Here is a 25,856-nt window from a genome sequence, read left to right on the forward strand (position 1 = left end):
TATTTGTCCGGACATGCGAAAGTGATCCGGGTCGTAGTAGCCGCGCCAGGTTACTCTTCAGTCATGTAGGGGTGTGCCCCGTCTCACTGATGGGTTACAGTGACCGGACCCACAGAGTCGTAGCGCACCGCCGTGATGTGAGCGCGCGGGAACGCGGGTGGGGTGCTCGCAGGGATCAATGGAGGTAGCAGTGGGCGTCGAGGTCAGGACCGAGGGTGTAACAAAGTCCTTCGGTTCACAGCGAATTTGGCAGGACGTGTCGATCACGCTCCCTTCGGGTGAGGTCAGTGCATTGCTCGGCCCATCGGGTACGGGTAAGTCGGTGTTCCTGAAGTCGCTCATCGGTCTGCTGCGGCCCGAGCGCGGGTCGATCTTCATCGATGGCACCGACATCATGACCTGCTCCAACAAGGAGCTCTACGAGATCCGCAAACTGTTCGGCGTCCTTTTCCAGGACGGCGCGCTGTTCGGCTCGATGAATTTGTACGACAACATCGCGTTCCCGCTTCGTGAGCACACGAAGAAGTCGGAATCCGAGATCCGCCGCGTGGTCATGGAGAAGCTCGAGCTGACCGGTCTGCTCGGCGCCGAGGGCAAGCTGCCCGGCGAGATCTCCGGTGGTATGCGCAAGCGCGCCGGTCTGGCCCGCGCGCTGGTCCTCGACCCGCAGATCATCCTCGTCGACGAGCCCGACTCGGGCCTCGACCCGGTGCGTACCTCGTACCTGGCGCAGCTGCTGCTCAACATCAACGCGCAGATCGACGCCACGATCCTGATCGTGACGCACAACATCAACCTGGCCCGTACCGTGCCGGACAACATCGGCATGCTCTTCCGCCGCAACCTGGTGATGTTCGGCCCCCGTGAGGTGCTGCTCACCAGTGAGGAGCCGGTGGTCAAGCAGTTCCTCAACGGCCGCATGATCGGCCCGATCGGTATGTCGGAGGAGAAGGACGAGGCGCAGATGGCGCGCGAGCAGGCGCTCGTCGACGCCGGTCACCACCACGGTGGCGCCGAGGAGATCGACGGCATCATCCCGCAGATGAAGGCCGAGCCCGGCATGCCCGCCCGCCAGGCCGTGTTCCGCCGTCAGGCGCGCGTGCGCGAGATCATCCACACCCTGCCGCACGCGGCGCAGGTGGCGATCCGCGAGTCGCTGGATTCCTCCGATGACACTCAGGTGATGGCTGCCTACGGCGGCAACGATCAACCCACCGAAACGTTCAAGACCGTTCCGCACGGCCAGATCAACGGCTGAGCGACTTTTACGCCTCGGATGAGCCCCGGCCTACGGCCGGGGCTCTTCTGTGTGACAGGGCGGAAAACAACTGCTGACCGGCCGTCGCCGGGGTGGCGCGCACGGCGTGTCGCGAGTAAAATGGCCGCGGCGCGGGGTGGGGGATCCCCAGCGCGCCAGGCGATCTCGCATCGCGAACAGACCTTCGCGCGCCACTTGACGAGGGGCTCGCAAACCGTCACCCTATTCACAGCAGCGTGAGCTGTTGAGGGGCATCAACGCCAGCGAGAATTCGGCCCAGCACCAGCTGACAGGGGTCGGCGCCAGTTGAATAGAGGGCTCAGCGCCAAGTGAGCGGTCGTCTCGGGGGAGTCGGCGGCAGGGCGCGCAGCGGTGAAGGAACCCGACGCGGCCAGCGTCCAGGGCTTCGGCGCGTTATCCCGTGCGTCCGGTCACACGGATGGTATGTTGACACTCCCTTGTCTAGGGGTGTAAGTTTGGACGTTGCGCTGGCTGCCTCCTGTCCACACCTTGATTCGCACTCGAAAGTTCCACCCTTCCGGTGTTACTTCCGCTGCTGCTTGTTCTGGTTTCGTTCGGGCTGTAACCAGCGGAATTCGTAGCAGACAAGCGACGGTCGCGGACCACCACGCGACGCGCGTGAGGTGCTGGAAGGACGCATCTTGGCAGTCTCCACCCAGACCAAGGCTGGTATCCCCGGAGCCCCTTTGAGGGTTTCGTTCGCGAAGATCCGAGAGCCCTTGGAGGTGCCCGGACTTCTCGACCTACAAACGGACTCGTTCGCCTGGTTGGTCGGTACTCCCGACTGGCGTGAGAAGGCGGCCGCTCGCGGCGACGTCGGTCTCGCAGGCGGCCTCGAAGAGGTGCTCGAAGAGCTCTCGCCGATCGAGGACTTCTCCGGATCCATGTCCCTGTCGTTCTCTGATCCGCGCTTCGAAGAGGTCAAGGCCTCCATCGACGAGTGCAAAGAGAAGGACATGACCTACGCGGCGCCGTTGTTCGTCACCGCGGAGTTCATCAACAACAACACCGGCGAGATCAAGAGCCAGACGGTGTTCATGGGCGATTTCCCCATGATGACCGACAAGGGCACCTTCATCATCAACGGCACCGAGCGTGTCGTCGTCTCCCAGCTGGTCCGTTCCCCGGGCGTCTACTTCGATCACAACATCGACAAGACCACCGAGAAGGACCTGCACAGCGTGCGCGTGATCCCGTCGCGCGGCGCGTGGCTGGAGTTCGACGTCGACAAGCGCGACACCGTCGGTGTCCGTATCGACCGCAAGCGTCGTCAGCCGGTCACCGTGCTGCTCAAGGCGCTGGGTTGGACGACCGAGGAGATCGTCGAGCGTTTCGGCTTCTCCGAGATCATGATGTCCACCCTGGAGAAGGACAGCACGCCCGGCCAGGACGAGGCGCTGCTCGATATCTACCGCAAGCTGCGTCCGGGCGAGCCGCCGACCAAGGAGTCCGCGCAGACTCTGCTGGAGAACCTGTTCTTCAAGGAGAAGCGCTACGACCTGGCCCGCGTCGGTCGCTACAAGATCAACAAGAAGCTCGGCATCCACGTGCACGAGCCGGTGACCTCCTCGGTTCTCACCAAGGAAGACATCGTCGACACCATCGAGTACCTGGTGCGTCTGCACGCCGGTGACCGCACGATGACCGCCCCCGGCGGTGAAGAGGTCCCCGTCGAGATCGACGACATCGACCACTTCGGTAACCGTCGTCTGCGCACCGTCGGTGAGCTCATCCAGAACCAGATCCGCGTGGGCCTGTCCCGCATGGAGCGTGTCGTTCGTGAGCGGATGACGACTCAGGACGTCGAGGCGATCACGCCGCAGACCCTGATCAACATCCGTCCGGTCGTCGCGGCGATCAAGGAGTTCTTCGGAACTTCGCAGCTGTCGCAGTTCATGGACCAGAACAACCCGCTGTCGGGTCTGACCCACAAGCGCCGCCTGTCGGCGCTGGGCCCGGGTGGTCTGTCCCGTGAGCGTGCCGGTCTGGAAGTTCGTGACGTCCACCCGTCGCACTACGGCCGCATGTGCCCGATCGAGACCCCGGAAGGCCCGAACATCGGCCTGATCGGTTCGCTGTCGGTGTACGCGCGGGTCAACCCGTTCGGCTTCATCGAGACGCCGTACCAGAAGGTTGTCGACGGCAAGGTCACCGACGAGGTCAAGTACCTGACCGCCGACGAGGAAGACCGCTACGTTCGCGCGCAGGCCAACTCCCCGGTCGACGCCGAAGGTCGCTTCCTCGAGGAGAAGGTCCTCGTCCGCCGTGCGGGCGAAGAGGTCGAGTTCGTGACGCCGGCTCAGGTCGACTTCATGGACATCTCGCCGCGCCAGATGGTGTCGGTCGCGACGGCCATGATCCCGTTCCTCGAGCACGACGATGCCAACCGTGCCCTGATGGGTGCGAACATGCAGCGTCAGGCCGTGCCGCTGATCCGTTCCGAGTCCCCGATCGTGGGTACCGGCATGGAGCTGCGCGCAGCCGTCGACGCCGGTGACGTCGTCGTGAACGAGAAGCCCGGTGTCGTCGAAGAGGTCTCGGCCGATTACGTCACCGTGATGGCCGACGACGGCAGCCGCAAGTCCTACCGGATGCGCAAGTTCAACCGGTCGAATCAGGGCACCTGCTCGAACCAGCGTCCGATCGTGGACGAGGGCGATCGGGTGGAGAAGGGGCAGGTCCTCGCGGACGGCCCCTGCACCGAGAACGGTGAGATGGCGCTGGGCAAGAACTTGCTCGTCGCGATCATGCCGTGGGAAGGCCACAACTACGAGGACGCGATCATCCTGTCGCAGCGCCTCGTGGAAGAGGACGTTCTCACCTCGATCCACATCGAAGAGCACGAGATCGATGCCCGCGACACCAAGCTCGGTGCCGAGGAGATCACCCGCGACATCCCGAACGTCTCCGACGAGGTCCTCGCCGACCTCGACGAGCGCGGCATCATCCGCATCGGTGCCGAGGTCCGCGACGGCGACATCCTGGTCGGCAAGGTCACGCCCAAGGGCGAGACCGAGCTCACCCCGGAAGAGCGTCTGCTGCGTGCCATCTTCGGTGAGAAGGCTCGCGAAGTGCGCGACACCTCGCTCAAGGTGCCCCACGGTGAGTCCGGCAAGGTCATCGGTATTCGCGTGTTCTCGCGTGAAGACGACGACGATCTGCCTCCCGGTGTGAACGAGCTGGTCCGCGTCTACGTGGCCCAGAAGCGCAAGATCCAGGACGGTGACAAGCTCGCCGGTCGCCACGGCAACAAGGGCGTCATCGGCAAGATCCTCCCCATCGAGGACATGCCGTTCATGCCCGACGGCACGCCGGTCGACATCATCCTGAACACCCACGGTGTGCCCCGTCGTATGAACATCGGCCAGATCCTGGAAACCCATCTCGGGTGGATCGGTAAGGCCGGCTGGAATATCGACGTGGCCGCGGACGGCACCCGTCCCGACTGGGCGGCGACGCTGCCCGAGGAGATGCTGGCCGCGCCGGCCGACTCGAACATCGCCACGCCCGTCTTCGACGGCGCCAAGGATGACGAGCTGACCGGTCTGCTCGGGTCGACCCTGCCCAACCGTGACGGCGAGCGGATGGTCAACGCCGACGGCAAGTCGACGCTGTTCGACGGTCGTTCGGGTGAGCCGTTCCCGTACCCGGTCGCGGTCGGTTACATGTACATCCTGAAGCTGCACCACCTGGTCGACGACAAGATCCACGCCCGTTCGACCGGTCCGTACTCGATGATCACGCAGCAGCCGCTGGGTGGTAAGGCGCAGTTCGGTGGTCAGCGATTCGGTGAGATGGAGTGCTGGGCCATGCAGGCCTACGGTGCGGCGTACACGCTGCAGGAACTCCTGACCATCAAGTCCGACGACGTGGTCGGCCGCGTGAAGGTCTACGAGGCCATCGTCAAGGGCGAGAACATTCCGGAGCCGGGCATCCCGGAGTCGTTCAAGGTGCTCCTCAAGGAACTCCAGTCACTGTGCCTCAACGTCGAGGTGCTGTCTTCGGATGGTGCCGCGATCGAGATGGGCGGCGGCGAAGACGAGGATCTGGAGCGCGCGGCCGCGAACCTGGGCATCAACCTGTCCAGGAACGAAGCCGCCACCATCGACGATCTGGCGAACTAGGTGGTAAGCGGTGCGGTCGCTGTGGAAGCGACCGCGCCGCGCACCGCGCTCGACAACTAGTGAACTTTTGCTCGAATTCGACCCGAACAGGGGAAAGGAAGTTACGTGCTAGACGTCAACTTCTTCGATGAACTCCGGATCGGCCTTGCCTCCGCCGATGACATCCGCCAGTGGTCTTTCGGCGAGGTGAAGAAGCCGGAGACCATCAACTACCGCACGCTCAAGCCGGAGAAGGACGGGCTCTTCTGCGAGAAGATCTTCGGTCCCACCCGGGACTGGGAGTGCTACTGCGGCAAGTACAAGCGTGTCCGCTTCAAGGGCATCATCTGTGAGCGCTGTGGCGTCGAGGTGACTCGCGCCAAGGTGCGTCGTGAGCGGATGGGCCACATCGAGCTGGCCGCTCCGGTTACTCACATCTGGTACTTCAAGGGCGTTCCGTCGCGCTTGGGCTACCTGCTCGACCTGGCGCCGAAGGATCTCGAGAAGATCATCTACTTCGCCGCCTACGTCATCGTCGGCGTCGACGAGGAGCTGCGTCACAACGAGCTCTCCACGCTCGAAGCCGAGATGGAGGTCGAGAAGAAGGCTGTCGCCGATCAGCGCGACGCCGACCTCGAGGCCCGCGCGCAGAAGCTCGAAGCCGATCTGGCCGAGCTGGAAGCCGAGGGCGCCAAGTCCGACGTGCGTCGCAAGGTCAAGGACGGCGGCGAGCGCGAAATGCGTCAGCTGCGCGACCGCTCGCAGCGTGAGCTGGACCGCCTCGACGAGATCTGGACGACCTTCACGAAGCTGTCGGTCAAGCAGCTCATCGTCGACGAGGTGCTCTACCGCGAGCTCGTCGACCGCTACGGCGAGTACTTCACCGGCGCCATGGGTGCGGAGTCCATCCAGAAGCTGATGGAGAACTTCGACATCAACGCCGAGGCCGAGAGCCTGCGCGAGACCATTCGCTCCGGCAAGGGTCAGAAGAAGCTGCGCGCGCTCAAGCGTCTGAAGGTCGTCGCGGCCTTCCAGACCAACGGCAACTCGCCCATGGGCATGGTGCTCGACGCTGTTCCGGTGATCCCGCCGGAGCTGCGCCCGATGGTCCAGCTCGACGGTGGCCGTTTCGCCACCTCCGACCTGAACGACCTGTACCGCCGCGTGATCAACCGCAACAACCGCCTCAAGCGACTGATCGATCTGGGTGCGCCCGAGATCATCGTCAACAACGAGAAGCGGATGCTGCAGGAGTCGGTCGACGCACTGTTCGACAACGGCCGTCGTGGCCGTCCGGTCACCGGACCGGGTAACCGCCCGCTGAAGTCCCTGAGCGACCTGCTCAAGGGCAAGCAGGGTCGTTTCCGTCAGAACCTGCTCGGCAAGCGCGTCGACTACTCGGGCCGTTCGGTCATCGTGGTCGGTCCGCAGCTCAAGCTGCACCAGTGTGGTCTGCCGAAGCTGATGGCGCTCGAGCTGTTCAAGCCGTTCGTCATGAAGCGTCTGGTCGACCTGAACCACGCGCAGAACATCAAGTCCGCCAAGCGGATGGTCGAGCGTCAGCGCGCACAGGTGTGGGATGTCCTCGAAGAGGTCATCGCCGAGCACCCTGTGCTGCTGAACCGCGCGCCCACCCTGCACCGCCTCGGCATCCAGGCCTTCGAGCCCCAGCTGGTCGAAGGCAAGGCCATTCAGCTGCACCCGCTCGTCTGTGAGGCGTTCAACGCCGACTTCGACGGTGACCAGATGGCCGTGCACCTTCCGCTGTCCGCGGAGGCGCAGGCCGAGGCACGCATCCTGATGCTGTCGTCGAACAACATCCTGTCCCCGGCGTCGGGTCGCCCGCTGGCGATGCCGCGTCTGGACATGGTGACGGGCCTGTTCTACCTGACCCGTCTCGACGAGAACGGTGTCGGCACCTACAAGGCCGCTGCCAAGGACGAGCCGGAGTACGGCGTGTTCTCCTCGCCCGCCGAGGCACAGATGGCCGTCGATCGTGGCGAGCTGACCGTGCGGTCCACCATCAAGGTGCGGCTGACCGAGCAGCGCCCGCCGCGGGATATCGAGAACGAGCTGTTCCCGGACGGCTGGAAGCGCGGCGAAGCGTGGCTGGCCGAGACCACACTGGGGCGCGTGATCTTCAACGATCTGCTCCCGGCGGACTACGCGTTCATCAACGAGCCGATGCCGAAGAAGCGTCAGGCCACGATCATCAACGATCTGGCCGAGCGCTACCCGATGATCGTCGTCGCGCAGACCGTCGACAAGCTCAAGGACGCCGGCTTCTACTGGGCCACGCGTTCGGGTGTCACCGTCTCCATGTCGGACGTGCTCGTTCCGCCGGAGAAGCCCGAGATCATGGAACGCTACGAGTCGATGGCGGACCTGATCGAGAAGAAGTACCAGCGTGGCGCGCTCGATCACTCCGAGCGCAACAACGCCCTGGTCAAGATCTGGCAGGAAGCCACCGAGGAAGTGGGCGCCGCGCTGCGTACCCACTACCCGCCGGACAACCCGATCATCACGATCGTCGACTCCGGCGCCACGGGTAACTTCACCCAGACCCGTACCCTCGCGGGTATGAAGGGCCTGGTGACGAACCCGAAGGGTGAGTTCATCCCGCGCCCGATCAAGTCCTCGTTCCGTGAGGGCCTGACCGTGCTCGAGTACTTCATCAACACCCACGGTGCTCGTAAGGGTCTGGCCGACACGGCGCTTCGTACCGCCGACTCGGGTTACCTGACCCGTCGTCTGGTCGATGTGTCGCAGGACGTCATCGTCCGCGAAGAGGACTGTGGCACCGAACGCGGCATCCTGGTGCCGATCGCGGAGAAGCTGGCCGACGGCACGATCATCCGTGACGCGCACGTCGAGACCTCCACCTATGCCCGGACGCTCGCGTCCGACGCGGTGGATGCCAAGGGCAATGTCATCGTGTCGAAGGGCGCCGACCTCGGCGACCCCGCGCTCGACGCGCTGCTCGCGGCCGGTATCACCGAGGTGAAGGTCCGCTCCGTGCTGACCTGCACCACCGGCACCGGCGTCTGCGCCACCTGCTACGGCCGTTCGATGGCCACCGGCAAGCTGGTCGATATCGGCGAGGCCGTCGGCATCGTCGCGGCCCAGTCCATCGGTGAGCCCGGTACCCAGCTGACCATGCGTACCTTCCACCAGGGCGGTGTCGCGGGCGACGACATCACCGGTGGTCTGCCGCGTGTTCAGGAGCTCTTCGAGGCCCGTGTCCCCAAGGGCAAGGCGCCGATCGCGGAGGTCTCGGGCCGGGTGCGTCTCGAGGACGACGACCGCTTCTACAAGATCACGATCATCCCTGATGACGGGTCGGAGGAAGTCGTCTACGACAAGCTCTCGAAGCGTCAGCGTCTGCGGGTGTTCAAGCACGACGACGGCTCCGAGCGTCTGCTGGCCGACGGTGACCACGTGGAGGTGGGTCAGCAGCTGCTCGAGGGCGCTGCCGATCCGCACGAGGTGCTGCGCGTGATGGGTCCCCGTCAGGTGCAGGTCCACCTGGTCCACGAGGTCCAGGAGGTCTACCGCTCGCAGGGTGTGTCGATCCACGACAAGCACATCGAGGTCATCGTTCGCCAGATGCTGCGTCGTGTGACGATCATCGATTCGGGTGCGACCGAGTTCCTGCCCGGCTCGCTCACCGAGCGCGCCGAGTTCGAGAACTCGAACCGTCGCGTGGTGGCCGAAGGCCGCGAGCCGGCCTCGGGCCGTCCCGTGCTGATGGGTATCACCAAGGCGTCGCTGGCCACCGATTCGTGGCTGTCGGCGGCTTCCTTCCAGGAGACCACCCGAGTGCTGACGGACGCGGCGATCAACTGCCGCTCCGACAAGCTGATCGGCCTGAAGGAGAACGTGATCATCGGTAAGCTCATCCCGGCCGGTACCGGTATCAACCGTTACCGCAACATCCAGGTGCAGCCGACCGAAGAAGCCCGTGCCGCGGCGTACGCGGTGCCGTCCTACGACGACACCTACTACTCCCCGGACAGCTTCGGCTCCTCCACCGGCGCAGCGGTGCCGTTGGACGATTACGGCTTCAGCGACTACCGCTAAGCAGTAACCCGAACGCCCCGTTCCTTCTTGGAGCGGGGCGTTCGTCGTTTCTGTGTCGGTGTGGGGTGAGACCATCTCGGTATGCCCGAAACCGCAGAGGCCCTGTCGATCGAGGACATGGTCCGTGGCGCGATCAAGCAGGTGTGGGCGGACTGTCCGGATCTGGTCGTGGATGCCGTTCACGAGCGAACTGTGGTGGCGCACATCGCATCCGCGCTGAATCAGCGATTGTCGGTTCTGCCCGGGAAGTGGCGGGCGGATGTCGAATACGATCGTGTCACGAATTTAGAATTCTCGATGGTGCGGAAGCAGCTGCGATTGGCGCGCGCGGGGCTCGACGATGTCAGCTTCGTGGTACCGGACTTGATCGTGCACGAACCGTACAGTGGTTCGAAACGCGGCAATATCCTTGTGCTGGAAGCCAAGAAGGGGCGCGTTTCAGCGCGGGCACGCGAAGGCGATTACATCAAACTCTGTGCGTTCATCGAGCAGCTCGGATACCGGCACGCGGTCTTCCTCGAGTTCGACGGTGCGGGTGGCCGCCCCAGGGTCGAGTGGATTCGCTCGGCGTACGAGTACCCGGACCCAACCCTGCGGGCGTCGGAGGAGCTCTAGTCCAGGGCCGATTCGGCGGGCCGCCGTGACGGGGCGGTGCGGGCGTGGGTGGCGTAGAGGGTCAGGCCGACGAAGGTGAGCCCGCCTACGAGATTGCCGAGGACGGTGGGGATTTCGTTCCATACGAGGTAGTCGCCGAGGGAGAAGTCGCCGCCCAGGAGCAGGCCTGAGGGGAACAGGAACATGTTGACGATGGAGTGTTCGAAGCCCATGTAGAAGAACAGCATGATGGGCATCCACATCGCGATCACCTTGCCCGACACCGAGGTCGACATCATGGCGGCGACCACGCCGGTGGAGACCATCCAGTTGCACAGCACGGCGCGGATGAACAGGGTGAGCATGCCCGCGGCTCCGTGTTCGGCGTAGCCGAGGGTTCTGGATTCGCCGATCTCACCGAGCTTCTCGCCGACGGCGCTGGGGTCGACGGAGAAACCCATGGTGAGGATGATGGCCATCATCACCGCGACGGTGAACGCGCCCGCGAAGTTGCCGACGAACACCAGTCCCCAGTTGCGCAGCATCGTGCGCACCGTGACGCCGCGTCGTTTGTCGATCAGGGCCAGCGGAACCAGCGTGAAAACGCCGGTGAGCAAGTCGAATCCGAGCAGGTAGAGCATGCAGAACCCGACCGGGAAGAGCACGGCTCCGAGTAGTGGTTCGCCGGTGTTCACGGTGATGGTCACGGCGAACGCGGCGGCGAGGGCGAGGATCGCGCCCGCCATGTAGGCGCGGATCACGGTGTCGCGGGTGGACATGAAGGCTTTGGCCTCGCCCGCGTCGATCATCTTCTCGACGAAGTCCGCCGGTGTGAGATAGGACATGGAAAACCCTTCGTAGTGGCTCTAGCGCAGGAGTTTTCGCTGTCGAGGTTGCCTCGCGGTCACCGGACGTTGCTCCCACGTAAATAGTGGTATTCCACTATGGCGGCGAGTGCCTCCGAATGGCAGGCTGGCTGCGACCCCGACCCTAGGAGCCCCTGCATGCAACCGATCCTGAGCAAGTCCGCCGCCGCCGACCTCATCGTCGCCGCTCGTATCCGCAAGGGTATGACGTGGGCGGGCATCGCGGAATCGATCGGCGCACCCGTGGTCTGGACGACGGCAGCCCTGCTCGGCCAGCACCCGATGACCGAGGAACAGGCCGCCGCCGTCTGCACCCTGCTGGACCTCGACGACACCGTCGCCGAAAGCCTGCGTCTGCAACCCTCCCGCGGCGCCGACCCGGCGACACTGTCCGACCCCACCATCTACCGCCTCGTGGAAGCCGTCTCGGTCTACGGCCCCGCCCTTAAGGAACTCATCCACGAGGAATTCGGCGACGGCATCATGAGCGCCATCAACTTCAACATCGACATAGCCCGCCGCCCCCACCCCGACGGCGACCGCGTCGTCATCACCCTGGACGGCAAATTCCTCGACTACCGCTGGTGAATCGAGTTCTGTCGACGGTCAGGATCCTTGCTCGGTCCGAGTCCTCGGGAGCTCCGTCGGGGTGTCTGCCGGTGTCTCGGGGTCGCCGAGCGCGGGCGCGGTGGGCTCGCCGAGGCGGACGGAGACGACTCCGATGAGGATCAACGCGCCGCCGAGTAGCTGGATCGGTCTGGGTGCCTCGGCGAGGAGGATCCAGGCGAAGATCAGGGCGGCGAGGACCTCGGTGAGGGCTACGAAGGAGGCCAGGCGGGAGCCGAGGCGGCGGGTGGCGGCGATGCCGGTGACGTAGGCGATGGCGGCGGTGACGATGCCGATGACGAGGATGGGGATCCACCAGGGGGTGGTGAAGTCGGCGAAGGCGACCCGGTGGGTGGTGGCGTGCAGGGGGACGATGCCGAGGGCGCCCGCCAGGATCAGGGTGAGGCCGCCGATCAGGAGTCCGCCGCAGGCCAGAACGGTGCCGGGGAGGTCCCCGCCCTGGGCGGAGAGGACGAAATAGGCCGCGGCGCCGAGCATCGCCGCCAGCGCCCAGGCGATGCCGATCGGGTCGGTCGACAGGCCGGAGGTCACATCGAGCACGAGCAGCAGGCCGGTGATTCCGAGGACCGCGCCTGCGATGGTGGCCGCGCCGGGCTGTTGCCGGTGGCGCACCCACAACCAGCCCACCACGACGATCGGTGCGGTGTATTCGATCAGCAGCGCGGCGCCGACTTCCATGTGCGCGACGGCGTTGAAGTAGGCGAGCTGGGTGCCCGCCACGGCGACCAGGCCGTACGCAACGATGAGATTAGCGTTGGTGCGCAACAGTTTCCAGTTTCCCCGCAGGTGGGGGAGGGCGAGCGGCACGAGAACCACCCCGGCCAGCAGCACGCGCGCGGCGACAACGGCGGCGGCGCTCCAGCCCGCGTTCATCAGCCCACGCGCGAGTGGACCGGACAGCCCGAACGAGGTGGCCGACGCCAGCGCGAGCAGCAGTCCGGACCGCATCCGGATCGCACTGTCATGAGTCAAAGTCGCCATGACTAATGACGGTAAGGAGCCTGCGGTAATATGTCAATGTGGTTTTTGCTCATGACACCGAGGCGGCCCTGCTGGCGGCGGTCGAACTGGTCAATTCCGCCGAAGACCCCGACACCTTGACCGAGACGGCTCAGCTCGCCGAGTTCTTCGAACGGCACGTCTACACGGGCGCGCACACCGGCGACGCGGCCGAACTGACCGCTGTCCGGGCCCTGCGCGCGCCGCTGCGCGCGATGCTCACCAGCGACCGTGATGCCGCCGTCACGCTCGTGAACGAGACTCTCGCCGGGCACCGCGCCGTACCGCAGTTGGTCCGCCACGGCGACGTCGACTATCACGTGCACGCGGTCCCGCCGCAAGCCCCACTTCCGGTCCGCATCGCCGTCGAAACCGCGATGGCGATGATCGATCTGATCCGCGCCGACGACCTGAGCAGACTCTCGATCTGCGCCGACGCAGACTGTGCGGGACTGGTACTCGACTTGTCCCGCAACCGTTCCCGCCGCTATTGCAGCACCGCATGCGGCAACCGCAACGCCGTCGCCGCCTACCGTGCACGCCGGAAGTAGCCCACTGCAACGTGGTTCGGAGTAGGCCGATGCCGGGCTGAGTCTGTCTCGGGCTAGCTCGGCCGTCTCTGCGTGAGCCCGTCGAGCAATGCGGCGAGTCCGAACTCGAAACTCCCCACGGCCGTGAGGGTTTCCGTGTCGGCGCGCTCGAGCCGGGCTCGCAGCCGCGGATACGGCAGGGCGATCTCGCCTGCCTCGTCGAGTGCGGCCTGGAGTTCTACCGCCGGATCGCGATCTCCGCGCCCGAGCCGTCGCCGCAGTGACACATCGGCCGCGGCGCCGGCGGCACTGCCGAGGATCAGTGTGAACACCGACCCCATCGCTTGGTCGGCCGCGTCGTCGACGAACCCGGCGTTCTCGTACACCGTCAGTGCGACCTCGTCGTGGCGAGCCTTGTTCGGCCCGTAGAGCAGGTAGCTCGACTGCGCCTGCACCAGCCAGGGATGCCTGGTGATGGTTGTGTACAACCCGCGGGCCAGCTGTTCGGCGGCCGCGCGCCAGTCGAGCGAGTCGGGATCGGGCAGGGTGATTTCGCCCCAGATCTCGTCGGCGGCCAGGCGAATCAGGTTGTCCTTGTTCTTCACATGCCAGTACATCGCGGTCGGTGCGGAATCGAGCCGCTTGCCGAGGCTGCGCATGTTCAGCCCGTCGAGTCCCTCTTCGTCGAGCAGGTCGATCGCGGTGGCGACGATTTGTTCGCGGGTCAATGTCTCACGCGGCATGCCTAGACCATAGGGGTTCACCTGGCACTTTCACAAAGTTCAAGAAATCTCTTGCACTTAGTTCAAGTAGACCGCTACGCTACTTTTACAAAGTTCAAGAAGGGATCGACCAGCATGAATGTCTTCCTCGCCACCATCGACCTCGCCATCGCCGCCGCGTTCGTGAGCATGCCGTTCGTGCGCAATCGCTACGGCGCGGCCGCCATGGTCACCGCCGAGTCCGAGCTGGCCAGACAGGGGGTGCGCACCACCGCGCTCACCGAGAACGGCATGCGGTTCGACGCCAGTGGCCACGAGAGTGCCGCGCCACTGAGCGTCGCCGCGATCATGATCGCGCTCGCCGGCGTCAACCTCGCTGACCTGGCCGTCGCCCGGCCGCTGAACTGGGTGCTGTTGACGCTGGTTCTGCTCGGCAACAGCGTCATCGTCTACAGCAATCACACCGCCGTGCGCTCGGTGCGCGCCGCGTTCCACCGCAAGGGCGATCCCGAACTGATCCGTATCGACGTTCCCGCACTGCTCGCGGCCGCCGAATCCGGCTTCCCGGCCTGGACTTGGACGTTGCAGACGCTGCGCAACATCACCGTCTTCGGCAGCGCCGTCCTCGGCCTCGCGGCCCTCGTACTTTCCTGAAACAGCAAGCAAGGAGAAGAACCATGTCCGATCTCGCCCAGTTCATCGCCGCTATCGCCACCGAATTCGGCATCCCCGGCCTAGCCGTCGGTGTTTTCGCCGACGGTCACGAGATCTTCGCGACGCACGGCGTCACCGGCATCGACAACCCGCTTCCCATCACCCCCGACACCCTGTTCGCCGCCGGCTCCATCACCAAACCGGTGACCGCGACCGCGCTGATGCGGCTGGTCGCCGAAGGCAGAATCGACCTCAACGCGACTGTTCAGCAGTATGTTCCGGAATTCACGGCCTCGGCCGGCATCACCGTCGGGGCCCTGCTCAACCACACCTCGGGCCTGGACTGGAACCTCCTCGTCGATACCGGCGAGGGTGACGACGCGCTCGCCGAGTTCGCCCGCCGGTTGAGCGATCTCCCGCCGATCGGCAAGCCAGGCGAACGCTCCTCCTACAGTCAGGCCGGTTTCAACCTCCTCGGCCGGGTCATCGAAACTGTCACCGGCCAGAGTTTCGAGCGCGCGGTCCATGACCTCGTGCTCGCACCGGTCGGTATGGACAACAGTGTCTTCCAGCTCTCCGAGGTCATGACCCGCCGCTTCGCGATCGGCCACGAACTCGGCGCCGACCACGAAATGAGCGTCGTCCGGCCGTGGAAGGGCAACCGCGCCAACAATCCCGGCGGTGGCCTGGCCACGACCGTCGCCGATCAGTTGCGGTGGATGCGCGTGCACCTGGGGAAGAGCGACGTGCTGCCGACCGACATGCTCGCCCGTATGCAGGAGCCGACCGTGCAGCTGCGGGCCAGTTCGCTCGGCGACGCGATCGGTCAGTGCTGGTTCGTCCGCGACATCGATGGCGTCCGCACCATCGGCCACGGCGGTTCGGGCTTCGGGCAATTCGCCGAACTGCTTCTCGTCCCCGAACGCGACTTCGCGGTGGTGGTGATGGCCAACGCCGGTCCCGACGGGATCGCGTGCAACCAGCGCATCGTCCGCTGGGTCCTCGCGCACTACCTCGGCATCGATGATGTCGACCCGACACCGTTGCCCTTCGACGCCGCGGCGGCCGCGGAACTGGTCGGCCGCTACGAGATCGACGCGATGACTTTCGACATCACCGCGACCCCGTCGAGTCTGGTCCTCGAGGTCAGGATCAAGCCGGAGCTGCGTGCGGCGGCCGGCCAGGATCTCCCGCCCGACCACGCGCCGTTCGATGTCGGCCTGCTGCCCGGCGCCGGTGACGAATACATCGTCACCTCAGGGGCTTTCGTCGGTCAGCGCGGATACTTCAGCCGCGACGAGGACGGCGGGGTGATCGGAGTGGACCTGGCCGGCCGGTTGTTCACCCGCATCGGCTAGCGCGCGTCGGGTGGACCGCCGGGTTTCGCCACCCGGCGGTTCGGTCGTGCCCGCAGCGCGCCTACCTGACCTTCGGGCACTTCTTGCCCGCCAGATGGCACTTGTCCTCGAATCCCGCGGGCAGCCAGGTGCCGGTCTTCAGCAGTGGGTGGTGCGGGAAGTGCCGCAGGGCAGCGGTGACGAAAAGCAATACCGCCCAGGGGCTTTGGATCTGGATCTGCTGCAACTTGCCGTCTCGGTCGGGGAACCGGCAGCCGACGCGATCCGGCGCGGTGAGGTCGATGGACTCGAGCGCGGACCAGTACAGCGAGAACGACCGATCGGGGTTGGCGAGATGCAACCGCCGGTCCGAGATCATCACCGACCCCGGCCGTTCCGCCACCCAGCGCGGTTGCGCGGCAGCCGCTGCCTGAGTGCGCCGGGTACGGTTCACGACCGCATTACCCAACTGCGCGGCCGCGACGATCGGGGCCGGACCGGCGACGGGCCCCCGGTTCCTGGTCCGATTTCCGTCGCCGGTCGGCCGCCACGTGTACCAGTTGACGGCTCCCTCGGCGAGACCGACCTCGCCGGGCTCGATCCGCACCCGCGTCGCCGTGTGCGGGATCAGTCCCACCTCGCCGCGCGCCAGCAGATCGGCCACCCCGCAGGTGTACAGCAGGTAGTCGTCGAACCACGTCCACCCGGCCTGTTCGGCCAGGGCGCGTTCGATATCGGCCAGCGGGTCGAACACCACTCTCATCACCACCCACCCGTGCGGACTTACTGGTGTCAACGGTAGCGGAGACCGGCGGCAACGCGCGGTCCGCGGACAGCGAAAATCAGCGTTCGCTGTCGAGCATCGCCATCTGCTCGGCCGCGTACCGCTCGCCCGCGACGGCGTCGGCCGGTGCCGCCGCCTCGATCACGGCCAGCTCGTCGGGCGTGAGCGAGATCGCGAGCGCCCCGAGCGTCTCGTCGAGACGCGTCCGGCTGCGCGCGCCGATGACCGGCACGATGTCCTCGCCTCGGCTCAGTGCCCAGGCGATCGCCAGCTGGGCGACCGAAACCTGTTTCGTGGCAGCGATATCGGCCAGCGCCTCGACCAAGCGCAAGTTCCTGGTGAGGTTTTCGCCCTGGAAGCGCGGGCTGTGGGCACGGAAGTCGCCGGCCGTCGCAGGCCCGCCGTTGCGGAAGGTATCGCTGAGCAGCCCCCGCGAGAGCACGCCGTAGGCGGTGATGCCCGTGCCGAGTTGCCGTGCGACGGGGAGGATCTCCTTTTCGATGCCGCGGGAGATGAGCGAGTACTCGATCTGGAGGTCGGCGATCGGGTGCACTGCGGCGGCCCGTCGCAGTGTGTCGGCACCGATCTCGGAGAGTCCGATGTGCCGCACGTACCCCGCCTCGACGAGTTCGCCGATCGCGCCGACGGTGTCCTCGATCGGCACCTCGGGATCCAGGCGCGCGGGCCGGTAGAGGTCGATGTGATCGACACCGAGTCGAGTCAGTGTGTAGGTGAGGAAGTTGCGGAGGGCGGCCGGTCGCCCGTCGAAGCCGCCCCATGTTCCGCCCGGCCCGCGCAGCGCACCGAATTTCACGCTGAGTACCACGTCCTCGCGGGCGCGTTCGGCGATGGCCTTGCCGACCAGTATCTCGTTGTGACCCGCGCCGTAGAAGTCACCGGTGTCGATGAGGTTGATGCCCGCGTCGATGGCGGCATGGAGGGTCGCGACCGATTCACGGTCGTCGGAGGCGCCGTATATCCCGGACATGCCCATCGCGCCGAGGCCGATGCGGCTGACGCGGGGACCGGTGTCGCCGAGGCCGACGGTGGGAATCTGTGAGTTCGTCATGCTTCGAGCCTGCGCCGCGAGCGCCGCTCGCGGCAGAGATCGTTCATCGGGGGATCGCCGGTCCCTGGCTGGGCGCCGCCGCGAAGCGCACCATGGAGATATGGACCGATCCGAGCTGGCCGACTTCCTGCGCCGTCACCGGGAACTGCTCACCCCCGCCGACGTGGGCCTGCCGCCCGGCGTGCGCCGGCGCACCCCCGGTCTGCGACGCGACGAGGTGGCTCTGCTCACCGGCATGTCGACCGACTACTACACCCGCCTCGAACAGGCGCGTGGTCCACGCCCGTCCACCCAGGTCCTCGCCGCGCTGGCTCGCGCGCTGCGCCTGAGTGCCGACGAGCGCGACCACCTGTTCCATCTGTGCGGCCACCCGTCCCCGGACCGCGGGCTGCGCGACAAGCACGTCGGCCCCGGCCTGCTGCACATGCTGGACAAACTCGACGACGTCCCCGCCGCCGTGATCACCGATCTCGGCGAGGTCCTCGTCCAGAACCGCATGCACAGTCTGCTGGCCGGTGACCACGGTGCCCGCAGGGGCCTCGATCGCTTCTATTCCTGGCGCTGGTTCACCGATCCATCGGCCAGAACGCTGTTCCCCGAATCGGATTGGGCCCGTATGAGCCGCAGCCATGTGGCCGATCTGCGTGCCACCGCGGCACGTCGCGCCGACGATGCGGAGGTCACCGGCTTCATCAGCGAGTTACGCGGCAACAGTGCGGAATTCGAAGAGCTGTGGAACGAACACGAGGTCGCCGTGCGGATCTCTGACACCAAACAGTTCCTGCACCCGGAAATCGGCCTGATCGATACGATCTGCGAAACCCTGCTCACCCCGAACGCCGCCCAGCGACTGCTGGTCTATCTGCCGCGTCCCGGCACCGACGCGGCGGAGAAGATGGCGCTGCTGCGGGTGATCGGCACCCAACTCCTCAGTCCGACAACGTGATTCACGGCGTCCCGGTGACATAGGCCAGCGCGGTGTCGATCGCGGGCTGACCGCCTGCCAGCGCGTACCCGGCGAGCGCGCCGATCGCCGCCCCTGCCACGGTAGCGACCGGGACGGTGATGAAGTCCAGGATGAACAGGCCGAGTGGGAAGCCGAGTACGAAACCGATGGCAGCCCCGATGGCGGCGCCTTCGATGATCTTCGGTTGCAGGCGTTGGGTTTCGGCGAAGAAGCGTTCCTGTGCGCTGATGTCGCGCACCGGTGTGGTGGATTCGCTGATCGGGGTGAGGGTCAGGCTGGTGCCCTGCTCGTCGATCGACGGTGTGAGCGGCACCGCGTGCGCACCGACTCGCACGACCATCGGCAGCGCCGCGAGGACCGCCCCCGATTCGTCGGTGATCGCGACGACTGTCGCGTCGTGGACGAGCTGGAACCGCCCCGTGTCGATGGTGGTGACCACCGCACGCCGGTCCTCGGTGGCGCTCACCTGGTAGTTCACGCCCTTGTCGATGCCGCGCAGCGAAGGCGCCTCGACCGGCTGCTCGGCGATCACCGGCGCGGGCTCGGCGTGCCCGTTCCCGGCTGCCGCCACGATGACCCCCATCGCGAGCAGTGCTGCCCCGACCCCAGTGCCGATCCTCATCCCGCAAGCCTCCTGCTGCTCCACCCGGGTCCGGTTCGTCCCGTTCGTCGCGGCAAACCTAGCCGTTACGGCCCCGTTCGGAAAGTCCACAGCGGGCGGGGCCGGGACAGATCAGCGCCGCGCGTTCGACGATCCGGCGCCGGTCTGTGGACGTCGGGCGAAATCCGGCGCGTGCTCGGGGCGCAGCCCGATACCGCCGAGATAAGCGGTGATTCCGGCGAGCGCGGGCACGGCGTCGACAACACGCAGCGGCAAGGGTGCGGTGTGCAGGGTTCCCCGCAGCGCGGGCGTGATGAGCATGTCGTGTTCGCCGCGCTGGGATCGCTGCGTGAAACTCGCGGGCAGCATCCGCCTGCGCTGCACCTTTTCCAGGTCGGCGGTCCGCACGGTGCCGTCGAGCAGCGGCTGGGCCAGGATGCGCGCGGCCGCGACGGCGTCCTGCACCGCGAGATTGACGCCGACCCCGCCGACCGGTGACATCGTGTGCGCGGCATCGCCGATGCACAGCAGGCCGGGGACGTACCACCGGTCGAGCATGCCCACCGTCACCTCTAGCAGTTCGACGTCGTCCCAGGCCCGGATCGCCGCTGTCGCCTCGGTGGACCAGCCGAACAGTTCGGTGACGCGATCGCGTAGCCACCGCACGTCGTGTGCGGCGCGAAGCTCTGCGTCACAGCCCTTTTCGATGATGTAGCCGGTCTGGTAGTAGTCGCCGCGGTCGATGGCCACCGCGGAGTTGCCGTTGGTGAAGCGGGCCTGCACGGCACCGCCGTCGATGTCGTCCTCCGATTTCGGGATGCGGAAGAACCACATGTCCATCGGCACGTCCTCCATGCGCGGGCGCAGACCCGCGGCCTCGCGCGTCACGGAATCGCGTCCGTCGCAGGCGATCACGAGATCTGCGCGCAGGGCGTGTTCGACACCGTCGGCATCGAGATAGCGCACGCCTGCCACCCGGTCCGCCTCTTCGATCAGTCCGGTCGCGGTCGAGCGCATGCGCAGGGTGAAGGTCGGTTCCTCGGCCGCGGCGCTGGTGAGCAGGTCGAGGAAGTCCCATTGCGGCACCATGGCGATGTGCCGGTACTTGCCGGGAATTCGGGTGAAATCGGCGGCGACCACCATGCGGTCGCCCGCATGCATGCACATCCGGGTGAGCTCGGAGCGCGGCAACCTGGCGAAGTTCGCGCCGAGCCCCAGTTCGTCGATCAGTCGCACCGTCGACGGGTGCACCGTATCGCCGCGGAAATCCCGGAGGAAGTCGGCATGCTTTTCCAGCACGGTCACCTCGACGCCTGCTCTGGCGAGTAGGAGACCGGCCATCGTGCCCGCGGGGCCGCCGCCGACGATGCAACAGGTGGTCTTGTTCATGAGTGTTCCCCCTCGATGATTCCCGCCAAGTTCTACGACAAAGCGTAGTAGTGAATCCATCGGCCCGTCCAGGGTTTTCCGAAAGGGGTTGACCGGATGACGTGGCCACGCAATACTGAACTAGATGGTTCAGTATGACTTCCTAGACGCCTCGTTCGGGGCGCTCGCGGACCCCACACGGCGGGGCATCCTCGAGCAACTCGGGCGTGGACCCGCGAGTATCAGCGAATTGGCCGAGCGATTCGAGATGACCTTGACCGGCATCAAGAAGCACATCGGCCTGCTCGAGGACGCGGGCATGGTGGTCACCGAGAAGCGTGGGCGGGTGCGGTACTGCCGGATCTGTGAGCACGTCTTCGATCGTGAGGTGGCCTGGATGCAGGGTTATCGGCAGATGCTCGAAGCCCGGATGGACCGTCTCGGTGAATTCCTGCAACGAACGGAGCCAGAGCAATGAGCACCACCACCAACGACGCCGTCATCACCTCCACCTCGGACCGCGAAGTCCACATCGAACGCGATTTCGACGCCCCACTGGACCGGGTATGGGACGCCTACAGCCGCATCGAGCAGCTCTCCCGCTGGTGGGGTCGCGGCCATGTGGTCGACGTCGAGCGCTGGGAGTTCCGCAAGGGCGGCCACTGGCGTTTCGTCGAACACGACGGCGACGAGTCCTACGGATTCGAGGGCCGCTTTCGCGAGATCACCCCGAAGGAACGCATCGTGCAGTCCTTCGAGTGGGACGGCATGCCCGCCCACATCTGCATCGACTCGACCACCTTCCTCGATCTCGGCGACGGCCGCACCAGGGTCGCCACCGACAGCATCTTCCACACGGCCGAGGAATGCGCGGGCATGCTCGCCTCGGGCATGGAGGTCGGCCTCAACGACAGCTACCGGGCCCTCGACGCCCTGCTGGCCGAACGTCGCTGAGCGCGCGAACCCGATGCGGTGGCGGGGAGTCCCGCATCGGGAGGCGGCGTGGCCCGTTTCGCCGCAGGCTGATTCCGGACAGCGAGGGCGATGCGGCCTCGGCGCCGCGTCAGAGGTGAGTGCAGCCGGTCGCTCGTTTGCGTGGCTTCAAGCGCAACGGCGGTAGCGGCGGAGCGGGTATCCGCTCCTCGGGGGTGTGGCCGACGACCAACGGAAAACGGCTGGTATCGCGGGCTTCCCACGCCTGCCGCGCATCGATGATCTCCTCGTGACTGCGGGCGACGAAGTTCCACCACATCACCAGCTCCTCGGCGAAGGGTTCGCCGCCGACCAGCGCGAAATGCGCTCCGTCGGTGCTGGACAGGCGCAATTCGGTGCGGTCGGTGCCCAGATACAGCAGCGGGCCCGGGGTGAGTTCGGTGCCGTCAATCGTCACCGCGCCCTCGATCACCAGCACGGCGTGCTCGAACGCGCGGTCCAGCGGGAGCGACACCTCGGCGCCGGGGTCGAGCACGATGTCGGCCCCGACGATCGGCGTGTAGGCCTTCGCGGGTGAGGCGACACCGCCCAGGGCGCCGATCAGCACGGTGGCGCGCAGTCCTGGCGCCGCGTAGCTCGGCAGTTCGCGATGCTGCTCGAAATGCGGGTCGATGCCGGTGGCGGTGCCGGGCAGCGCGATCCACAGCTGGAGGCCGTGGCCCGCTTCCGCGCCGGGCACGCCGAACTCCGAATGCGCGATGCCGCGACCGGAGGTCATCAGATTCAGCTGCCCCGGCGCGATCTCGACGTCGGAGCCCACCGAATCGCGATGCCGGATGCGGCCGTCGAGCGGCCAGGTCACCGTCTGCAAGCCGATGTGGGGGTGGGGCAGGATGTCGGGGGAGGCGCCGGCCTCGGTCGCGGTGGCCGAACCGAACCGGTCGAGGAAACACCACGCGCCGACGGTCGGCAGATCCCGTTGCGGCAGTGTGCGTTCCACGTACACCCCGCGCACCCCGCCGAGTGGGACCTCCCTGGCCGGATACAACTCGGCGATCGGACCCGGACGCGGCGACGGCTCACACAGCGCCGCGTCCGGGTCGATCTCCAGGTCGCTCATCCGGCGATGCCCTTGCCCACCACGTGCGCGTCGTACTCGGGGTGCTTGTCCAGCCAGCCGCGAATGAACGGGCAGTGCGCGGTGATGGTGCGCCCGCGCGCGATCACGTCCTCGATTGCCTGGCGGGCGAGTACGCCGCCGAGTCCCTTGCCCGCGAACGCGTCATCGATCTCGGTGTGGATGAAATCGGTGTCGTTGTCGCGCTCGATGTATTCGGTGAAGCCGGCGAGCTCGTCGTCGAAGAACACGTCGTAGCGATTCTTCTCGACATTGCGCACGACGCGGCGCTGTGGCTCTGCTGTCTCGGTCATCGGCAAACGCTCCTTCCGCACCGACGGCGGTGCGCTGAGGGTCGGCGCGTCGTTGCGTCGACCGTGACGGTAACCAGAACCATTCGTCGGCCGCAGCCTATTCCGCGCGATCGTCGGTGGTCGCGGGACTCTATTCGCGTCCTGCCGAGGTGAACGTCATATCGGCGTACCGGCTGCCTGCCACCTGTTCGGCGATCGGCTCCACTGCGGCCAGTTCGTCCGCAGACAGGCGTACCGATGCCGCGGCGACGTTATCGGCCAGTCGGGTCCGCTTGCGGGTGCCGGGAATCGGCACCACGGACAGGTTGTGCACGTCCGCCCGCGCGTGTACCCACGCGAGTGCGACCTGGGCCTGGGTGATGCCGTGCGCGGCGGCGATCGCGGCCAGCGGTGCGAGCAATGCGGCGTTGTGCTGGGCGTTGTCGCCGGTGAAGCGGGGCTGGAACTTGCGGAAGTCCTGGTCGCTCAGCTCTGTCGCCGAGGTGAACGCGCCGGTGAGAAAACCGCGGCCCAGCGGCGAGTACGGAACGAACGCCACACCCAGTTCGGCCGCGGCGGGCACCGCGGTGCGTTCCACGTCGCGGGAGAACAGCGACCACTCCGACTGCAACGCCGCGATCGGGTGCACCGCGTGCGCGGCCCGCAGCTCGTCACCGGTCACCTCGGACAACCCGAGCGCCCGCACCTTGCCCGCCGCGACGAGTTCGGCCATGGCGGCGACGGTCTCCTCGATCGGGACTCGCGGGTCGCGCCGGTGCATGTAGTACAGGTCGATCGTGTCGACGCCGAGCCTGCGCAGGCTGGCCTCGACCGATGCGCGAATGTAGGCGGGGGAGTTGTCGAAGCCGCGGAAGGACGGATCGTCGGCCTTGCGAACGATGCCGAATTTCGTGGCGATGAGGAGGTTTTCGCGGTTGGCGCGCACGAAATCGCCGAGGAATTCCTCGTTGTGGCCGGATCCGTACACGTCGGCGGTGTCGAACAGGGTGACGCCGAGTTCGAGCGCGTGGTCGAGGGCGGCCCGCGATTCGGCCGCGTCGGTATCACCGTAGAACTCGCTGATGCCCATACAGCCGAGCCCCTGAGTGCCGATCAGCGGTCCGTCGGCGCCCAGAGTCGTGGTCGGCAGTGTCGCGGTGGTGCTCATGTGTCGCTTCCTTCGCTCGTGTGCACGGTGATCGTGGCGGGCCGGACCACATCCGATCGGCCTTCGTAGACGGCGATCTTGTAGTCGAGAACGGCCACGGTCTGCTGCAGCTCCGCGATCTTGTCGAGCACGTCGGATCTGGTCTGCCGGAACATCTCCAGCCGTTCCGGGTAGGTCTGCTCGCCTGCCCGCACCAGTTCGGCGTAGCGGATCATGTCGGCCACCGGCATGCCGGTGAGCCGCAGCCGGGCGATCAGCGCCAGCCACTCCAGGTCGCGGTCGCTGAACCGGCGGTTGCCGGTGTGATCGCGACCGACATAGCTCATCAGCCCGATCCGCTCGTACCAGCGCAGGGTGTCGCGGCTCAGGCCCGAGCGATCGGCCACCTGGCCGATCGAATACCTCGGGCGTTCGTGCTCGTCGTCGCCGCTCTCGGCGCGCAGCGCCGCGTCCTGATCCATCGTGCTCGTCCCTTCCCGTGGAACTTCTTAGACGGTATCCACCTGGAGTGCACTCCAAGCAAGGCCTGTTCCTCGGGGCGAGCGAAGTCAGCTGTAGTTCGGCAGCTCCTGGATCGCCCACTTGTTGCCGTCGGGGTCGGCGAAGAAGGTGAACCGTCCCCAGCCCATGTCCTCGACGGGGCTGGCCGCCACACCCGCGGCGATCAGCTGTTCATAGGCCTTGTCGGCGCTGGCCACGACCATCTGCATCCCCTCGACGCTGCCCGGCGCGGCGCTGGTGAGCCCGCGGCCGATGCAGATCGAACACCCCGAACCCGGCGGTGTGAGCTGGACGAATCGGATCTCCGGGGACGGTGTGTGGTCGTGATCGGCGTTGAAGCCGATGCTGGTGTAGAAATCCTTGGCCCGGTCGACATCGGTGACCGGGATGGCAACGAGTTCGATTTTCCAATCCATGTGGTCGAGCATGACACGGTGGTCCGACGGAAACGTAGTGTGGATCACATGGCTGGTAAGGACATCGACCGCGTCAGGGCCCGCTCGGCTTGGGAGACGGTCAAGGAGAGCCCGGTGATCACCGCTATCGCGGTGGCCCCGGTGGTACTCGTGCTCGGCGTGGTCTGGGCGCTGACGAACGGATTCGTCGCGTTCGTGCTCCTCGCGCTGCTGGGGGTGGGCATCGTCGTCGGCGGCAAGCTGCTCAAGTGAGCCGCACCGAATGAGGTCAGCGCGGGACGTGGAACGTCGTGAGTTCGCCCGTTCCGGGGCCGAGTTGTGCCCACGGCCGATCGAACTCGAGCACGGCCAGCGCCGAGGTGGGGAACTTGCGGCTGAGCTCGGTCGCCTGATCGGATTCGCGGTTGCCCGCCAGCTCCCACGCGGTCCAGGGAATCCCGGGCACATGGCCGACGATGAGCAGCGTCGAGATCGTGTCGTCGGTGAGCCCGATCAGTTCCATGAGGGTGTGCGGGTTCGCGTCGTAGATGTCGTCGGTGTACTCGACGGGCGCGGTGATGCCGGTGGCCGCGAGGGTCTGTCTGGTGCGCTCGGCGGTCGAGCAGCGCACCGCGTCGATCGGCGGCGCGGCGGCGCGCAACCAGTCCCCGGCCAGCGCCGCTTCGCGCTCGCCACGCGGTGCCAGCGGGCGCGCGTGGTCGTCGACATTGTCGGGATAGGCCGATTTTCCGTGCCGCATCAGGATCAGGGTCGCCACCATGAGACCACCGTAATCGTGGGCAGCGGTGAGGTAGCAGTCACACTCGAGGCACACTGAAAGCTGCGTCACCATCGATGGGTTCGTGGTT

The 25,856-nt window shown here is 66.3% G+C and carries 25 protein-coding genes; 12 read left to right on the forward strand and 13 right to left on the reverse strand.

What is annotated here, in order from left to right:
* The first annotated feature begins 178 nt into the window (after window positions 1-178).
* The 4 genes from ACWFRF_RS26975 to ACWFRF_RS26990 all read left to right on the forward strand — a co-directional run bounded on the left by ACWFRF_RS26975 (window position 179) and on the right by ACWFRF_RS26990 (window position 10,077).
* Window positions 179-1,258: an ABC transporter ATP-binding protein gene (locus ACWFRF_RS26975; RefSeq protein ID WP_378634266.1), complete on the forward strand. Its 1,080-nt coding sequence runs from the start codon at window positions 179-181 to the stop codon at window positions 1,256-1,258.
* Between the two features lie 644 nt (window positions 1,259-1,902).
* On the forward strand, window positions 1,903-5,403 hold the full coding sequence (gene rpoB, locus ACWFRF_RS26980) for a DNA-directed RNA polymerase subunit beta (RefSeq protein ID WP_378990961.1): 3,501 nt from the start codon (window positions 1,903-1,905) through the stop codon (window positions 5,401-5,403).
* A gap of 105 nt (window positions 5,404-5,508) precedes the next feature.
* Window positions 5,509-9,462 (forward strand): DNA-directed RNA polymerase subunit beta', encoded by a 3,954-nt coding sequence (locus tag ACWFRF_RS26985; RefSeq protein WP_378990960.1) that lies wholly within the window; start codon window positions 5,509-5,511, stop codon window positions 9,460-9,462.
* 117 nt (window positions 9,463-9,579) lie between these two features.
* Complete coding sequence (locus tag ACWFRF_RS26990) at window positions 9,580-10,077, forward strand: hypothetical protein (RefSeq protein ID WP_379315166.1); 498 nt, start codon at window positions 9,580-9,582, stop codon at window positions 10,075-10,077.
* On the opposite strand, the gene ACWFRF_RS26995 is transcribed toward ACWFRF_RS26990, so the two are convergent.
* Entirely contained in the window at window positions 10,074-10,901 is an 828-nt protein-coding gene (locus ACWFRF_RS26995; protein ID WP_452452849.1) for a formate/nitrite transporter family protein, read from the reverse strand. The genes ACWFRF_RS26990 and ACWFRF_RS26995 overlap by 4 nt on opposite strands.
* 159 nt (window positions 10,902-11,060) lie before the next feature.
* Here ACWFRF_RS26995 and cynS point away from each other — a divergent pair, with 159 nt between their 5' ends.
* A complete protein-coding gene (cynS, locus tag ACWFRF_RS27000; protein WP_378990954.1) occupies window positions 11,061-11,510 on the forward strand; it encodes a cyanase in 450 nt (149 codons plus the stop codon).
* An 18-nt stretch (window positions 11,511-11,528) separates the two neighbouring features.
* Here the strand turns inward: cynS and ACWFRF_RS27005 are convergent, their stop codons facing one another.
* On the reverse strand, window positions 11,529-12,530 hold the full coding sequence (locus tag ACWFRF_RS27005; RefSeq protein WP_452452851.1) for an EamA family transporter: 1,002 nt from the start codon (window positions 12,528-12,530) through the stop codon (window positions 11,529-11,531).
* A gap of 38 nt (window positions 12,531-12,568) precedes the next feature.
* Here ACWFRF_RS27005 and ACWFRF_RS27010 point away from each other — a divergent pair, with 38 nt between their 5' ends.
* Window positions 12,569-13,099: a CGNR zinc finger domain-containing protein gene (locus ACWFRF_RS27010; protein WP_452452852.1), complete on the forward strand. Its 531-nt coding sequence runs from the start codon at window positions 12,569-12,571 to the stop codon at window positions 13,097-13,099.
* Between the two features lie 53 nt (window positions 13,100-13,152).
* Here the strand turns inward: ACWFRF_RS27010 and ACWFRF_RS27015 are convergent, their stop codons facing one another.
* The gene (locus ACWFRF_RS27015) at window positions 13,153-13,821 is read right to left on the reverse strand and encodes a TetR/AcrR family transcriptional regulator (RefSeq protein ID WP_452452854.1); all 669 of its coding nucleotides are present in this window, start codon (window positions 13,819-13,821) and stop codon (window positions 13,153-13,155) included.
* Window positions 13,822-13,935: 114 nt separating this feature from the next.
* Between ACWFRF_RS27015 and ACWFRF_RS27020 the strand changes: the two genes are divergently transcribed.
* Together ACWFRF_RS27020 and ACWFRF_RS27025 are read left to right on the forward strand one after the other, a co-directional pair.
* The gene (locus ACWFRF_RS27020) at window positions 13,936-14,454 is read left to right on the forward strand and encodes a hypothetical protein (protein WP_378990945.1); all 519 of its coding nucleotides are present in this window, start codon (window positions 13,936-13,938) and stop codon (window positions 14,452-14,454) included.
* 23 nt (window positions 14,455-14,477) lie between these two features.
* Complete coding sequence (locus ACWFRF_RS27025) at window positions 14,478-15,812, forward strand: serine hydrolase domain-containing protein (RefSeq protein WP_452452856.1); 1,335 nt, start codon at window positions 14,478-14,480, stop codon at window positions 15,810-15,812.
* Between the two features lie 61 nt (window positions 15,813-15,873).
* Here ACWFRF_RS27025 and ACWFRF_RS27030 read toward each other — a convergent pair whose 3' ends face one another.
* Both ACWFRF_RS27030 and ACWFRF_RS27035 read right to left on the reverse strand, forming a co-directional pair.
* Window positions 15,874-16,554 carry a hypothetical protein gene (locus ACWFRF_RS27030; protein WP_452452858.1) on the reverse strand — a complete coding sequence of 227 codons (681 nt, stop codon included), beginning with the start codon at window positions 16,552-16,554 and terminating at the stop codon, window positions 15,874-15,876.
* 79 nt (window positions 16,555-16,633) lie between these two features.
* Window positions 16,634-17,644, reverse strand: coding sequence for an aldo/keto reductase (locus tag ACWFRF_RS27035; RefSeq protein ID WP_452452859.1), 1,011 nt, complete (start codon window positions 17,642-17,644; stop codon window positions 16,634-16,636).
* Window positions 17,645-17,744: 100 nt separating this feature from the next.
* On the opposite strand from ACWFRF_RS27035, the gene ACWFRF_RS27040 reads away from it, so the two are divergent.
* The gene (locus ACWFRF_RS27040; protein WP_452452861.1) at window positions 17,745-18,590 is read left to right on the forward strand and encodes a helix-turn-helix transcriptional regulator; all 846 of its coding nucleotides are present in this window, start codon (window positions 17,745-17,747) and stop codon (window positions 18,588-18,590) included.
* A 1-nt stretch (window position 18,591) separates the two neighbouring features.
* On the opposite strand, the gene ACWFRF_RS27045 is transcribed toward ACWFRF_RS27040, so the two are convergent.
* Both ACWFRF_RS27045 and ACWFRF_RS27050 read right to left on the reverse strand, forming a co-directional pair.
* A complete protein-coding gene (locus tag ACWFRF_RS27045) occupies window positions 18,592-19,233 on the reverse strand; it encodes a hypothetical protein (protein WP_452452863.1) in 642 nt (213 codons plus the stop codon).
* A 111-nt stretch (window positions 19,234-19,344) separates the two neighbouring features.
* Window positions 19,345-20,601 (reverse strand): FAD-dependent oxidoreductase, encoded by a 1,257-nt coding sequence (locus tag ACWFRF_RS27050; protein ID WP_452452865.1) that lies wholly within the window; start codon window positions 20,599-20,601, stop codon window positions 19,345-19,347.
* Window positions 20,602-20,725: 124 nt separating this feature from the next.
* On the opposite strand from ACWFRF_RS27050, the gene ACWFRF_RS27055 reads away from it, so the two are divergent.
* Both ACWFRF_RS27055 and ACWFRF_RS27060 read left to right on the forward strand, forming a co-directional pair.
* On the forward strand, window positions 20,726-21,058 hold the full coding sequence (locus ACWFRF_RS27055) for an ArsR/SmtB family transcription factor (RefSeq protein WP_378634300.1): 333 nt from the start codon (window positions 20,726-20,728) through the stop codon (window positions 21,056-21,058).
* The gene (locus ACWFRF_RS27060) at window positions 21,055-21,534 is read left to right on the forward strand and encodes an SRPBCC family protein (protein ID WP_452452867.1); all 480 of its coding nucleotides are present in this window, start codon (window positions 21,055-21,057) and stop codon (window positions 21,532-21,534) included. The genes ACWFRF_RS27055 and ACWFRF_RS27060 overlap by 4 nt, the downstream gene beginning before the upstream one ends.
* 109 nt (window positions 21,535-21,643) lie before the next feature.
* Here the strand turns inward: ACWFRF_RS27060 and ACWFRF_RS27065 are convergent, their stop codons facing one another.
* From ACWFRF_RS27065 to ACWFRF_RS27085, 5 genes are all read right to left on the reverse strand, one after another.
* A complete protein-coding gene (locus ACWFRF_RS27065; RefSeq protein ID WP_452452868.1) occupies window positions 21,644-22,633 on the reverse strand; it encodes a pirin family protein in 990 nt (329 codons plus the stop codon).
* Window positions 22,630-22,944 (reverse strand): GNAT family N-acetyltransferase, encoded by a 315-nt coding sequence (locus ACWFRF_RS27070; RefSeq protein ID WP_378990930.1) that lies wholly within the window; start codon window positions 22,942-22,944, stop codon window positions 22,630-22,632. The genes ACWFRF_RS27065 and ACWFRF_RS27070 overlap by 4 nt, the downstream gene beginning before the upstream one ends.
* A 130-nt stretch (window positions 22,945-23,074) precedes the next feature.
* A complete protein-coding gene (locus ACWFRF_RS27075; protein WP_452452871.1) occupies window positions 23,075-24,091 on the reverse strand; it encodes an aldo/keto reductase in 1,017 nt (338 codons plus the stop codon).
* Window positions 24,088-24,552 (reverse strand): MerR family transcriptional regulator, encoded by a 465-nt coding sequence (locus ACWFRF_RS27080; protein ID WP_452452872.1) that lies wholly within the window; start codon window positions 24,550-24,552, stop codon window positions 24,088-24,090. Before ACWFRF_RS27080 ends, ACWFRF_RS27075 begins: the two co-directional genes overlap by 4 nt.
* A gap of 87 nt (window positions 24,553-24,639) precedes the next feature.
* Entirely contained in the window at window positions 24,640-25,008 is a 369-nt protein-coding gene (locus ACWFRF_RS27085; protein ID WP_378990926.1) for a VOC family protein, read from the reverse strand.
* A 48-nt stretch (window positions 25,009-25,056) separates the two neighbouring features.
* Between ACWFRF_RS27085 and ACWFRF_RS27090 the strand changes: the two genes are divergently transcribed.
* Window positions 25,057-25,260, forward strand: coding sequence for a hypothetical protein (locus ACWFRF_RS27090; protein ID WP_062988972.1), 204 nt, complete (start codon window positions 25,057-25,059; stop codon window positions 25,258-25,260).
* Window positions 25,261-25,276: 16 nt separating this feature from the next.
* On the opposite strand, the gene ACWFRF_RS27095 is transcribed toward ACWFRF_RS27090, so the two are convergent.
* A complete protein-coding gene (locus tag ACWFRF_RS27095; RefSeq protein ID WP_378634316.1) occupies window positions 25,277-25,768 on the reverse strand; it encodes a SixA phosphatase family protein in 492 nt (163 codons plus the stop codon).
* Window positions 25,769-25,856: the final 88 nt, after the last annotated feature.

Source organism: Nocardia sp. NPDC055165 (assembly GCF_053606985.1).

What these genes read in the sequence shown, in the direction of transcription:
- ACWFRF_RS27075 (WP_452452871.1), bottom strand. Translation starts at nt 24,091, where the DNA reads ATGAGCACCACCGCGACACTGCCGACCACGACTCTGGGCGCCGACGGA.
- ACWFRF_RS27055 (WP_378634300.1), top strand. Translation starts at nt 20,726, where the DNA reads ATGGTTCAGTATGACTTCCTAGACGCCTCGTTCGGGGCGCTCGCGGAC.
- ACWFRF_RS27035 (WP_452452859.1), bottom strand. Translation starts at nt 17,644, where the DNA reads ATGACGAACTCACAGATTCCCACCGTCGGCCTCGGCGACACCGGTCCC.
- ACWFRF_RS27020 (WP_378990945.1), top strand. Translation starts at nt 13,936, where the DNA reads ATGAATGTCTTCCTCGCCACCATCGACCTCGCCATCGCCGCCGCGTTC.
- ACWFRF_RS27060 (WP_452452867.1), top strand. Translation starts at nt 21,055, where the DNA reads ATGAGCACCACCACCAACGACGCCGTCATCACCTCCACCTCGGACCGC.
- ACWFRF_RS27045 (WP_452452863.1), bottom strand. Translation starts at nt 19,233, where the DNA reads ATGAGGATCGGCACTGGGGTCGGGGCAGCACTGCTCGCGATGGGGGTC.
- ACWFRF_RS27005 (WP_452452851.1), bottom strand. Translation starts at nt 12,530, where the DNA reads ATGGCGACTTTGACTCATGACAGTGCGATCCGGATGCGGTCCGGACTG.
- ACWFRF_RS27065 (WP_452452868.1), bottom strand. Translation starts at nt 22,633, where the DNA reads ATGAGCGACCTGGAGATCGACCCGGACGCGGCGCTGTGTGAGCCGTCG.
- ACWFRF_RS27025 (WP_452452856.1), top strand. Translation starts at nt 14,478, where the DNA reads ATGTCCGATCTCGCCCAGTTCATCGCCGCTATCGCCACCGAATTCGGC.
- ACWFRF_RS26990 (WP_379315166.1), top strand. Translation starts at nt 9,580, where the DNA reads ATGGTCCGTGGCGCGATCAAGCAGGTGTGGGCGGACTGTCCGGATCTG.
- cynS (WP_378990954.1), top strand. Translation starts at nt 11,061, where the DNA reads ATGCAACCGATCCTGAGCAAGTCCGCCGCCGCCGACCTCATCGTCGCC.
- ACWFRF_RS27050 (WP_452452865.1), bottom strand. Translation starts at nt 20,601, where the DNA reads ATGAACAAGACCACCTGTTGCATCGTCGGCGGCGGCCCCGCGGGCACG.
- ACWFRF_RS27080 (WP_452452872.1), bottom strand. Translation starts at nt 24,552, where the DNA reads ATGGATCAGGACGCGGCGCTGCGCGCCGAGAGCGGCGACGACGAGCAC.
- ACWFRF_RS27015 (WP_452452854.1), bottom strand. Translation starts at nt 13,821, where the DNA reads ATGCCGCGTGAGACATTGACCCGCGAACAAATCGTCGCCACCGCGATC.
- ACWFRF_RS27095 (WP_378634316.1), bottom strand. Translation starts at nt 25,768, where the DNA reads ATGGTGGCGACCCTGATCCTGATGCGGCACGGAAAATCGGCCTATCCC.
- ACWFRF_RS27040 (WP_452452861.1), top strand. Translation starts at nt 17,745, where the DNA reads ATGGACCGATCCGAGCTGGCCGACTTCCTGCGCCGTCACCGGGAACTG.
- ACWFRF_RS27085 (WP_378990926.1), bottom strand. Translation starts at nt 25,008, where the DNA reads ATGGATTGGAAAATCGAACTCGTTGCCATCCCGGTCACCGATGTCGAC.
- ACWFRF_RS27030 (WP_452452858.1), bottom strand. Translation starts at nt 16,554, where the DNA reads ATGAGAGTGGTGTTCGACCCGCTGGCCGATATCGAACGCGCCCTGGCC.
- ACWFRF_RS27090 (WP_062988972.1), top strand. Translation starts at nt 25,057, where the DNA reads ATGGCTGGTAAGGACATCGACCGCGTCAGGGCCCGCTCGGCTTGGGAG.
- ACWFRF_RS27070 (WP_378990930.1), bottom strand. Translation starts at nt 22,944, where the DNA reads ATGACCGAGACAGCAGAGCCACAGCGCCGCGTCGTGCGCAATGTCGAG.
- ACWFRF_RS26995 (WP_452452849.1), bottom strand. Translation starts at nt 10,901, where the DNA reads ATGTCCTATCTCACACCGGCGGACTTCGTCGAGAAGATGATCGACGCG.
- ACWFRF_RS26975 (WP_378634266.1), top strand. Translation starts at nt 179, where the DNA reads ATGGAGGTAGCAGTGGGCGTCGAGGTCAGGACCGAGGGTGTAACAAAG.